At 38.5% G+C, this 12,331-nt stretch carries 6 protein-coding genes and 1 pseudogene; all 7 read left to right on the forward strand.

Annotated elements, in window-relative coordinates:
• Positions 1-473: 473 nt before the first annotated feature.
• The 7 genes and pseudogenes from KQP79_RS22105 to KQP79_RS22135 all read left to right on the forward strand — a co-directional run bounded on the left by KQP79_RS22105 (position 474) and on the right by KQP79_RS22135 (position 12,316).
• Positions 474-1,043, forward strand: coding sequence for an RNA polymerase sigma-70 factor (locus KQP79_RS22105; RefSeq protein ID WP_004298021.1), 570 nt, complete (start codon positions 474-476; stop codon positions 1,041-1,043).
• A 244-nt stretch (positions 1,044-1,287) separates the two neighbouring features.
• Positions 1,288-2,502 carry a FecR family protein gene (locus tag KQP79_RS22110; RefSeq protein WP_004298022.1) on the forward strand — a complete coding sequence of 405 codons (1,215 nt, stop codon included), beginning with the start codon at positions 1,288-1,290 and terminating at the stop codon, positions 2,500-2,502.
• A 51-nt stretch (positions 2,503-2,553) separates the two neighbouring features.
• A pseudogene (locus tag KQP79_RS22115) lies at positions 2,554-5,911 on the forward strand (SusC/RagA family TonB-linked outer membrane protein).
• Positions 5,912-5,925: 14 nt separating this feature from the next.
• Positions 5,926-7,449, forward strand: coding sequence for a RagB/SusD family nutrient uptake outer membrane protein (locus KQP79_RS22120; protein ID WP_004302963.1), 1,524 nt, complete (start codon positions 5,926-5,928; stop codon positions 7,447-7,449).
• 21 nt (positions 7,450-7,470) lie between these two features.
• On the forward strand, positions 7,471-8,217 hold the full coding sequence (locus KQP79_RS22125) for a DUF4843 domain-containing protein (RefSeq protein WP_004298027.1): 747 nt from the start codon (positions 7,471-7,473) through the stop codon (positions 8,215-8,217).
• A gap of 18 nt (positions 8,218-8,235) precedes the next feature.
• On the forward strand, positions 8,236-9,909 hold the full coding sequence (locus KQP79_RS22130; RefSeq protein WP_032847001.1) for a PKD-like family lipoprotein: 1,674 nt from the start codon (positions 8,236-8,238) through the stop codon (positions 9,907-9,909).
• A gap of 82 nt (positions 9,910-9,991) precedes the next feature.
• The gene (locus tag KQP79_RS22135) at positions 9,992-12,316 is read left to right on the forward strand and encodes a S9 family peptidase (RefSeq protein WP_061447499.1); all 2,325 of its coding nucleotides are present in this window, start codon (positions 9,992-9,994) and stop codon (positions 12,314-12,316) included.
• The last annotated feature ends 15 nt before the right edge of the window (positions 12,317-12,331 follow it).

A 12,331-nucleotide genomic window follows, 5' to 3' on the forward strand; every position in this document is an offset into this window, starting at 1 on the left:
CTGCTAAATCCATAATGCTTCATTTTTATACATCGCAAAAATATAAGAATGAAAAAAGGGCGACAAGATAGAATCGCGGAGACGCTTACGGGCTGTGAAGAGTGAGAATGATACTACCTGTTCACATAAGATATCTGTGAATAAGATGGTTACGCCTCTGTGACGACTGTGAATGACAGCATATATCATAGCAATCAGAAAGTAGTAAACAATCAAGTCCCGAACATATTTTGATTGGTAATGATTTTATTGCAAATAATGTTATTACTAATCGAAGTATTTCTTATTTTTATATTCCTCTTTAAAGCTTGCGCCTTTTGTGCCCTGTTGCATTTTATTTTTTATTTTGTAAGTCGGCAAGGTCTGCGTTTCTGAAAAAAACAATATATTTGCATTCATAAATATCGCAAAAGTAAGTAGTTACGGTGATTTTTATAAATTTTGTTCTCTTTTTTCGCAGGAAAAGTGACAGTATGAACGATAAAATTGACATCATAGTAGCGGGAGTAAACCGGAAGGATAAAAAGATGTGGGGCGATTTCTACGATCGTTTTTATACTGCTTTATGTGTTTATGTTTCCAAGATATTGCCAGTCCCCGATGCGGTGGAAGATTTGGTACAGGAAGTTTTTATTTCTGTATGGGAGGGGAAGCGTACCTTTTCTGATATTAAAGAACTTACCAATTATCTTTATCGTGCCTGCTATAATAATGCCTTATTATATATACGTAATAATCAAATTCATGATACTATTTTAAGTTCTTTGGCGGAAGAAGAAAGTATGGTGGACGAAGATACGATTTATGCACTGACAGTAAAAGAAGAAATTATCCGGCAACTCTATTGCTATATCGAAGAACTTCCTGCCGAACAACGTCGGATTATTTTAATGAGAATTGAGGGACATACATGGGAAGAGATAGCGGAACGTCTGGAGATAAGTATCAATACTGTCAAAACCCAAAAGACTCGCAGCTATAAATTCCTCCGTGAAAGGTTGGGGGATTCCATTCATTCCATAATTCTTTTTTTATTTTTCTAAAAATAAAAAAACATTCTGATACTTCTTTGTCTTTTTATTGATTGATTAAAATTTATTCTATTTGTTAAAATCAAATCTTTTTCTTCTATATAATGACATTATGATATATTTCTACCTCTAAATTCTGATTCATTATTCTTTTATCTCAAAAAGATGTCATCTTTTTGTCACCCGTTTTTATGAGTTGTGTATATCTATAATAAAGATGAATTAAACAATTGTTTAATTAAAAAAACGCAATAAGATGAAGAAGTTCGAAAATGTATATCAAGACGCTGCTTTAATGAGAAAGGTTCTTTTGGGGGAGGCTGATGAAGTGGAACAAAAAGATCTTGAGAAACGGTTGGCAGAATGTCCGGACTTACGAAATGTATACGAGCAGTTACAGAGCGGGGAGACTTTGAAAGTCGCCTTTGGAGAATATCAAAAATATTCGTCAAAGAAAGCTTATCAGTCTTTTCTTCAGAGTATCGGGCAGATGGAATCGAAAGGCCGGAAGAGTCGTTCTCGTCGGGTGGGGTGGTACGCTGCTGCGGCTGTCGTTACTTTAGCCGTTGCTCTTTCTTTCTATATGTCGAATTATATCTCATCGGAAAAAGAAGGGAAAACTTTGATTCAGCCGGGAACGCAGCAGGCACAATTGACTTTGTCCGATGGCAGCGTGATTGATGTGCATAGAAAAGAAGTAAGCGTAGTAGTAGATGGCGTTCAAGTAAAATATAAGAAAGGAGTGCTGTCTTATCAGCCTACCGTCACGACACAACATGAGGAGAAAAACATTGAAGAACAATCTGGCAAATCAAATGAACTGGTAATACCGCGTGGAGGTGAAAATACTGTAATCCTTGCAGATGGAACGACAGTACATTTGAATGCCGGTTCTAAATTGACCTATCCGGTACGTTTTGCCGGTAAACGTCGAATTGTGCGTTTGGAGGGTGAAGCTTATTTTGATGTAGCAGGAGATGAGAATCATCCATTTGTGGTACAAACTCATCTCGGGGAAATAACTGTACTTGGTACTGAATTCAACGTGAATGCTTATGCCGATACCCCTGTTTGTTATACAACCCTAGTACATGGAAAAGTGAAATTCTCTACATTAAATGCGGAAACGGTTACTCTCTCACCGGGTGAACAAGCTGTTGTATTTGCCAATAGTTCAACGAAACGCAAGGTGGATTTGGAAGAATATGTTGGTTGGGTAGATGGTATGTACATCTTTAATGACCGTCCCTTGGGCGATATAATGAAGACATTCGAACGCTGGTACGACATACAGGTTTATTACGAAACCCCTAACCTGCGCGACATTACCTATAGTGGTAACTTGAAACGCTACGGAACAATAAATTCATTCCTGGATGCACTGGAACTGACAGGAGACCTTACTTATAAAATCAGTGGCAGGAATATATTGATATATGACAAAGTGGAAGAACAGGAATGGAAAAGATAGAATATTAGAATAGTTAGAATATTAGGTACACAAAAGTTTAATTATTAATTTATGAGAGAAAAACGATGGCTGCTATGTTTTCTAGTGGCAATGTGCTGTACGTTTAGTGCATGGGCATTACCGTCACAAGACAAGACGGTGACTTTGAAACTGCACAATGTCTCTATAGAGACTGTCCTGGATGCAGTGAAAAAACAGACAGGTGTGAATATGTTATATAATTCACAAATGTTCAAGGGTGTTCCTTCGGTATCACTTGATGTGAAGAACGAGAGATGGGATACAACTCTTAAATTAGTGTTGAATCCTCAAGGGTTTGACTATGTGATGAAAGACGGTATTGTTGTCATTCGAAAACAAAAGCGTGAAAACCGTGTCCGTGGTATGGTGACAGACTCACATGGAGAGCCGATTCCCGGAGCTAGTATTATTGTTAAAGGTACTCGTACAGGTACTTCTACCAATATTGAAGGTGAATTTACTTTGGACGTAAAAAGTGATAAGGTGGTGTTGGAAGTTTCTTTTATAGGTATGAAGAAGCAAACTGTCCAAGTGGATGCTACTCGTCGGAAAACGGTTGAAATTACATTGGTGGATGATGTCAAAACATTGGAAGATGTGGTTGTGACCGGATATAGCAATGTACGTAAATCCAGTTTTACGGGTAGTTCGACTCAGATTTCGGGTGATGACTTGCGTAAGGTGTCACAGACAAATATAATTGGGGCGATCCAGTCATTCGATCCCTCTTTCCGTTTGGTAGATAACGTACAATTTGGTTCTGACCCGAATGCTTTACCAGAAATGTATATTCGTGGACGTTCCGGTTTTGGCGTTAAAGAACTGGATAAAGATCAGCTTTCAAAATCAAATTTGGAGAATAATCCTAATTTACCAACTTTTATCATGGACGGTTTTGAAGTAAGCATTGAGAAGGTATATGACTTGGATCCTACCCGTATTGAGAGTTTGACGGTTTTGAAAGATGCTGCTGCTACTGCTATGTATGGTTCACGTGCTGCTAATGGAGTGGTGGTAATTACTACTGTTGCTCCGAAAGCAGGAGAGGTTCGTGTCTCTTATAACTTTACAGGAACGTTGGAAATGCCCGATTTACGGGATTATAATTTGGCAAATGCATCGGAGAAGCTGGAAATAGAGCGTCTCGCAGGATTATTTGATAAAGGACAAGCTAACATTCCATCGACTGCGGTAGGGATGAACAACTATTATAAGAAATACGCTTTAATTCAAAAAGGAGTAGATACGGATTGGATGTCTATTCCACTTCAAAATTCTTTCAATCATAAGCACAGTATTTACTTAGAGGGAGGAACACCTAATTTGCGTTATGGTGTGGACGGTTCATTTAATATAGCAGATGGTGTGATGAAGGGTACAGAACGTAATCGCTATAGTGCAGGCTTCTCTTTGGATTATCGCATCAAGAATTTGCAAGTAAGAAACTATGTATCTTTCGGGCATACGAAATCGAAAGAATCTCCGTATGGTTCGTTTAGTGATTTTAGCGGACTACAGCCTTATGACTCTCCTTATAAAGATGATGGAACACTCCGGGAGAAACTCACATATTCGAAAATTAGCGGACGTGACAATAATAATCCGCTATATGAAGCAACTTTGGGTAATTATAATTGGAACTCTTATGATGAGGTTATTGATAATTTGAGCTTTAACTGGTACCTGAATGATTACTGGACGGTTAAAGGGCAGTTCAGTGTAACGAAGAAATATTCCAAATCAGAGAAGTTTATTGATCCGCTTTCAAGTAAGACTAGTGTTACAGGTTCAAAAGATAATAATCTTGCCGGTGATTTGTATACGACGAATGGAGAAAGTTTGGATTGGAATTCCAATGCTTTTTTATACTATACACGTAGCTTTAACAAGCAGCACAATTTGAATGTTTCAGCAGGTTGGGAAGCAGCTTCAGGTACCACTGAGAGTACCAAATGCTCATTATCGTGGATTTCCGTCGGGTGAGTTTCACTCTCTGAATTATGCGGCGGAAGTATATAAGAAACCTACTCGTACTGAGAATACCACACGAAGGGTTAGCGTATTAGCTTCTGCCAATTATACGTGGAATGATATTTATTTGGTAGACGCTTCTGTACGTTTCGACGGTTCGTCAGAGTTTGGGGCGAATCAGAAGTGGGCTCCTTTCTTCTCTGGAGGTTTAGGTGTTAATATTCATAACTATGATTTCTTCAAAAGTAACGGATATATCAATAAGTTAAAATTACGTGCTTCTTATGGGCGTACCGGTAAAGTTAATTTCCCGGCTTATGCTGCAACGACGATGTATGAAACTTTATTTGATGAATGGTATATAACAGGTTATGGGGCTGTATTGAAAGCTTTAGGTAATAAAGATTTGACTTGGGAAAAGACGGATAAGCTGAGTGTTGGTATCGAAACAAAAACGTTCCATGATCGCCTGACTGTTGATTTCGAGTATTACTATAATAAGACAATTGACTTGGTGAATGATGTCACTCTTTCCCAAACTTCCGGTTTCTCTACTTACAAAGATAATATGGGACAAGTTGCCAACAAAGGCGTAGAATTAAAACTTCGTGCGGATATTTATCGTGACAGAAACTGGAATGTGGCGTTATGGGGAAATATGGCGCACAATAAGAATGAGATTCTGAAGATTTCCGACTCTCAGAAAGCATATAATGAGAGAGTGGCCGCTTATTATAAAAATGAAGCACTTTATCAAGAAACATTAGGGCTGTCTCATGGTGCGGAATATTCGGTACCACTGCCACAGTATGAGGAAGGAGCTTCTCTGACTTCAATTTGGGCTGTACGTTCATTGGGCATTGATCCTACTACGGGTAAAGAGATCTTTTTGAACCGTGATGGCTCTATAGCTGATAAGTGGAATGCTGCGCAGGAGGTTGTAGTTGGAAATACAGAACCTAAATGTAGTGGTGCTTTCGGGTTGAACCTGTCGTATAAGAATTGGACTCTGTTTGCTTCATTTCTTTATGAGTGGGGTGGACAGGAATACAATCAAACATTGGTCAACAATGTGGAAAATGCGGACTTAGTGAACAAGAATGTCGATTTACGCGTATTGACGGACAGATGGAAAAAACCGGGTGACATAGCTCAGTTTAAAGATATTAAAGACCGGGGGATGACTACTTTGCCAACATCACGTTTCGTGCAGGATAAAGCATTGGTTCGATTGAATTCATTGAATGTCAGCTATGATTTTAACCGTGACTGGATAAAAAAACATCTCCGCATGAATCTGCTTCGTCTGGAAGCTTCTACGAGCGACTTGATAAACTGGTCCTCTATTAAACAGGAACGCGGATTGAGCTATCCGAGATCTTGGAAAGTGGAATTCTCATTAAAAGCACAGTTCTAAAAAAAGAAGAAAAAATGAAAAAGATATATACAATAATATTTGTGTCATGTCTAGCAGCTATCTCGTTCAGTTCTTGTAGTGACTGGCTGGACGTGAGACCTGCGGATGAGATAAAGGAAGAATATTTGTTTGAGACAGGAAATGGTTATCGTACAGCTCTGAACGGTATATACCGGAAGTTGGCGACTTTCGATTTGTACGGTAGCAATCTGAGCTGGGGGTTGATAGATGGCTGGGGACAGGTATATGACTTGGACAAAGCCCCCGACAGCGGTGGTGGTAAAGCTATGAAGAAATTATCGAAGTTTTTGTATAAGAACTCTGAACTTACTCCTACAACAGATGCTATGTGGAGCGCAGCGTGGAATATCATAGCCAATTGTAATAACCTTGCACAGCAGGTGGCAGAGGAAGATACAATGCTGTTCTACAAACGTACGCAGGAGAAAAATATGATTTTAGGAGAAGCTATTGCCTTACGGGCGTATATGCATTTTGATTTGTTACGTATATATGCGCCGTCTTTGGCTATGAATCCGGGAGATAGGCTTTTTATTCCTTATGTGGACAAATATCCATCTTATTTATCCGATCGACAAACAGTCGGTTACTGTTTGGAACGCATCATCGCTGATTTAGTAGAAGCGCAAAAGATTTTGAAGGATGTGGATAAGTCATCAGAGTTTACTTCGGGTAATCGTTTTACTAAGTCTCCTTCCGGAGAAGAACGTTTTGTGTGGTACAGAGGATTCCATCTTAATTATCATGCCGTAACTGCGGAGTTGGCTCGTGTTTACTTATATGCAGGACAATCGGAAAAGGCCTATGAAACAGCGAAGTTACTAATAGATATTAATGCTGATAAAGGTTATTATAAGGCAGTAACAAGTAGTTATAGTGGACCTATGAATATAGAGAATGGGAATATAAAGATGTATGAAGACATTATATTTGCATTATATTCTACAGATCAGACTGATTGGGATTTGGAGATTAATCATGCAAGTGATAATGCTACCAAACCGGATGATGAAAAGTATCTGGCTTTGAGTGATGCTGTGATAACGAAATTCTTCGGTACCGAAAGCGATAAAGACTGGCGTCTTAAGTATCAGTTAGGACCGAATACTTCTTCTTTTTATCGTTCATTGAAGTATAAAAAACAAGATGAAGGTTCTGGTTTTGGTAAAGTGAATAGTACAATGGTGCCTATGATTCGTATGTCTGAAGTATATTATATAGCTGCAGAGGCTATTTATGATACAGATAAGGAATTGGCCAAGACATATCTTAAAACTGTGAAACAAGGGAGAGGTATTAGTTCTCCTGACCTTAGCAAATCGGGTACGAAGCAAGACTTTATTAATCTGATTGTTGATGACGCCCGTCGCGAGTTTATTGGCGAAGGACAGACTTTCTTTTTATACAAGCGTTTGAAACGGAACTTGGAAGGGTCGGATGAAAAGCAGTCCGTAGAATATCCGGCGATTGAAGATAATTTGGTGATGCCATTGCCTGATTCGGAAAGCAATATTTAAATTTTGAAAGATTGAAGATATATGAAAAGAATAAGTTTTTATATAGTCATTGTATTGTTGGGAGTCTCCTTCTTTACTTCTTGTGAGGAGCAAGGATTACTGACCCATACAAATGATGTGTCATATATTGCATTTGAGAAAAATATGACAACAGATACAACAGGTGTATCTTTTAAGTTTTACAATGAAGGTGAAAATGCTAAGATATTATTAGGAGTTACCATTTCTGGAAAAGTACAGGATAAGGATTTGGAGTTTACGGTCAGTGTAGATCCGGAACGAACGACTTTGCCTGCTACCCAATATGAATTGCCAGAGAAGTGCGTAATTAAAGCAGGAGAACTAACCGGAGAAATATTGGTGGTTCTGAAGTATTACGAAAAATTGGATACGAAAGCTGAACTGCTGACGTTGCAAGTGAATGACGGTGGTGAGGTTCGTCAAGGTCCGAGTGTCTATTCACGTGCTATTATTTCCGTATCTAATTTGTTGTTTGCACCTGAGTGGTGGACTAGAAACGACGGTGATGTGAATAATCCCTACAACATTGTTGAAGAATGGTATTTGGGGAGGTATTCGGAAAAGAAATATTTAATGTTTTTGGAAGAATTGAAAAAAGACGGGGTGGTATTTGACGGAAAAGATATGTTTATATTGCGTAAATATGCACTGCGTCTGAAAAATAGAATTAAAGATTATAATACTCAACATCCGGATGAACCCATGAGTGATGAGTATGGTAAAATGGAAATTCCTGTTGCCGGATAATTAAAAAACGGAAGAAGTATGAAAAAGATAACAGTTTATATTTTATTACTACTTTTATTGAGTAGCATTTGCAGTTGCCTGGATGATAAAAACAATTATGATTATACACCGATTAATGAACTGAAAGGCACTATTAGTAATATTGAAAAAAACTATAGTGTTGGGATAGATGAAGACTTAGTTATAACACCTACGTTTGAGTTTACAATTGATAAAACAGATCCGGATGTGAGTTACGAATGGAGACTAGACGGAGAATTGTTGAATGTAAAAGCACCTTCGTATACTTTCAATTCTCATAAGATCGGATTGTTTGAACTCACATTTTCCGTCATCGACAATAAAACAGGGGTTAAGTACTCTGCGTCAACAGACATTTTGGTTCGTTCTCCTTATCAGAGAGGATGGGTGGTTTTGTCTGACGTAGATGGAAAGTCAACACTTTCATTTATCAAGATTAAGACCTTGTATGGTGTGTCAGAAACTGTGAATATCTGGGGTGAGAAAGTGGTACGTGATTCTATCGCATATCATTCTGTCGAAAAGTATTTAGTCAAAGATTTAGGAACCAACCCCAAAGGTGTTTTTGAGCATTTGGGTTATCCTAGTACTTTCGGACAGGTAGAGACTGTATATGATGAACTGGTAGTGATGCAAGATCGTTGGGTGGAGCTGAACGGTAATACTTTGGAGCGTGAAGTATATACAGAGGATGAGTTCTATGGGGATTTGCCGGTGGGAGGCTTCAAACCTGTAGAAGCTGCCATGTCTTACTCTGCAAAATTTATTCGTGATGAAAATGGATATATTTATATGCACACGAAGCCGGTTGCAAATGATTTTCATGCTGGAGCCTATATGTCTATTCCACTGTGGAATTATACTAAATTCAGTGCTTTATATCCTGTACAGAAGTTTAAGGACAGAAATATGGATGCGGTTCTGGCTCTCCGTGAAGAGGATAACTCATTGGTAATTATTCGAAATGGAGGTGGGGTGAAGAATAGTTCCAATGATCCGACATTTTATGATAATACGGTGAAGGATACCGGAGAAATAGTTGAATTTGAAGGAGAGGATGCTAAGAACTTTCAGAATATGCGTGATGAAAGTATTGTAACAATGAAAACTGCGTCAGTTAATGTGAATGGCGACATGATGCAAGCATGGGTTGCCTTGATGAAGGGTAACGATATGTCTTATCAATTGCGCTATTTCAGAATGAAGAATAAAAAATGGGATATATATGATTATTATGAAAATGACTTGACGTCATTGAAAAATAAAGAGTATACAGATATGGCTGTATTTGAACAAAAGCAGTATGTTGTTATTGCAATGGGGAATGAATTGTGGTATTGCCAATATGTGAAAGGTATGGCATCTGCTCCAAAATTGATTCATACATTTGACAAGAAGGTGATTGCTCTTTCATCTAATGATATATATTTGTATCCAAAATATGGAGTTTACAACGGTCAGTTAGGGGTTGCCTTGGAAGACGGAAGTTTCTTTATATATGGGGTGGAAGAGAAGGACAAGCAAGAATCAGGATTGGTTAATGATGTAAAAATAAAACAATTATACCCGAATGAGGAAAGTGAGAAGGAGGGAGATAATAATTTTGGAAAAATAGTGGATGTACTATATAAAATAGGAAATGCTAACCAGATTGTTCAGTATGACCTTTAAAATAACTTGATCTATATAGATTATGCGGGGAATCGCATTGAGTCTTGAATACTTTATGTGATTCTCCTTTGTTTATTTGAATATGAGAAAAAGAATATTATTTATAGTTTTATTTGCTTGGTCAGGCATTCTGCATGCTTTTTCCCAACAGCAGGCCAACTATGAATTGGCAAATGAATTTCAGGCTTTCGGTTTAGGGGGTAATTTTACTGCTAATAGTCTAAATCTCTGGCCGAATGAAATTAATGGAACAGATAAGTTTTGGTTTGAATTTCATACGACTGTCGGGAAGGATTACTATTTTGTAGATCCTGAACGTCGGTTAAAAGAACCATTGTTTGATAAAGGGAAACTGGCATCGGGAATTGCACAGATTACTAGGGGTGTAGTGGACAGGAATAAACTGGAGTTGAGTGATATCAAATTTTCTGAAAACCTGGCTTCTTTTTCTTTTTCTTATAAAGGTAGGAACTATGAATATAATCGCCTGACACACCAGATTGTAGAGAAAAAGAAAGAAAAGAGTCGGTCATTATTTGATCGTTACTCATGGATGAAATATTCGCCAGACAGAAAATATCTTGTGTATGTGAAGAAACACAATCTGTATGTGAAAGGTAATGGGGAGATGGGAATGGATACGACGGAAGTGCAGTTGACCACTGATGGAGTTCGGTATTATTCTTATGTGCATGATGGAGGAACGGACGAAGAAGGAGAAGTCATGTCTGATATCTGTTGGTGCCCCGATTCAAGGCATCTTTATTTAGTACGCGAAGATGAACGTCTGCTTAGAGATTTTTGGGTGATAAATTCGTTGGATGACAGGCCTTCCCTGACTACTTATCGTTATGAATTCCCTGGTGATAAGAATGTAACCCAAAATGAACTGGTTATAGTTGACGTGATTGGGCGTACCGTAAAAAAAACAGACATAAGTAAGTGGCCGGATCAATACATAAATCCTTTGTGTGTGACAAAGGATAGTAAATACCTCTTTTTTGAACGTACGAAACGTACATGGGACGAAGTGGATTTGTGTTCTGTCAACCTCTCTACAATGGAGGTGAAAGAAATAATTCATGAAGTTGACAAACCGTATCGTGATCCGCATGCTCGTAGTGTCGCTATTTTGAATGATGGTAAAGATATTCTTTTTCGTTCGGAGCGTACGGGATGGGGGCATTACTATCATTATGATGGTAATGGAAAGTTGAAGAATGTGATGACTTCCGGTGAGTGGGTGGCAGGTCAGATAGCTTCTATTGATACTTTGGGGCGAACAGTATATCTATATGGATATGGCAGGGAAAAAGATATTGACCCATCTTATTACATGCTCTATAAAGTGCATATTGATAGGGAAGGAGTAACTCCATTAAGTACGGAAGACGGTCAGCATCAGGTTAAATTCCTGAAGTCTAATAGATACTATATTGACACTTATTCAAGAGTGGATATGGAACCTAAAATCATGTTGAAAGATAACAAGGGACAAGGGATTCTTGAATTGGCAAAGCCGGATATTGAATTAGCCTACAAAGCCGGATGGAAAAAACCGGAACGTTTTGTTGTGAAGGCTGCTGATAATATAACCGATTTACATGGAGTAATGTGGAAACCGGCAGACTTTGATTCTACTAAGGTATATCCGATTATTTCTGTGGTATATCCGGGGCCTTACTTTGGTCAAGTTCCTACTTCATTTACCTTAGAAGACAGATGTTGTACCCGTTTGGCGCAGTTAGGTTTTATCGTAATTGCTGTGTCTCACAGAGGAGATACTCCTATGCGTGGAAAGGCATACCATCGGTTTGGTTATGGTAATATGCGTGATTATCCATTAGCTGATGACAAATATGCTATTGAGCAGTTAGCTCGGAGGTATTCATTTATTAATGGTAAAAAAGTCGGTATCTACGGTCATTCCGGTGGAGGATTTATGGCTGCTGCAGCCATCTGTACTTATCCGGACTTTTATAAAGCTGCTGTCTCCTGTTCCGGAAATCATGATAACAATATCTATAATCGTGGGTGGGGAGAATGCTATAACGGTGTGAAGGAAGTGGAAAAAGTAGTAAAAGATAGTTTGGGTAATGAGACAAAAGAGTATGGATACAAGTTCAATGTGAAGCCGAATACGGAGATTGCCAAGAATTTGAAAGGACATTTAATGCTCGTCACCGGTGATATGGACAAGAACGTGAACCCTGCTCATACTTATCGCATGGCGCAGGCATTGATTGAAGCCGGCAAGGATTTTGATATGCTGGTGATTCCGGGTGCCGGCCATGGATATGGTTCTGCTGATAAGTATTTTGAGAAGAAGATGTACCGTTTCTTTGCCAAGCATTTGCTGGGTGATACTCGTGCAGACTATTGGGGAGATATTAACCGTAACAAATAAGACAATAGATAAGAT

The organism is Bacteroides sp. DH3716P (assembly GCF_025914115.1).
In the GTDB taxonomy this organism is placed as follows: Bacteria; Bacteroidota; Bacteroidia; order Bacteroidales; family Bacteroidaceae; genus Bacteroides; species Bacteroides ovatus.

Coding starts and splice junctions, on each gene's coding strand:
- KQP79_RS22125 (WP_004298027.1), top strand. CDS start 7,471: ATGAAAAGAATAAGTTTTTATATAGTCATTGTATTGTTGGGAGTCTCC.
- KQP79_RS22130 (WP_032847001.1), top strand. CDS start 8,236: ATGAAAAAGATAACAGTTTATATTTTATTACTACTTTTATTGAGTAGC.
- KQP79_RS22110 (WP_004298022.1), top strand. CDS start 1,288: ATGAAGAAGTTCGAAAATGTATATCAAGACGCTGCTTTAATGAGAAAG.
- KQP79_RS22105 (WP_004298021.1), top strand. CDS start 474: ATGAACGATAAAATTGACATCATAGTAGCGGGAGTAAACCGGAAGGAT.
- KQP79_RS22120 (WP_004302963.1), top strand. CDS start 5,926: ATGAAAAAGATATATACAATAATATTTGTGTCATGTCTAGCAGCTATC.
- KQP79_RS22135 (WP_061447499.1), top strand. CDS start 9,992: ATGAGAAAAAGAATATTATTTATAGTTTTATTTGCTTGGTCAGGCATT.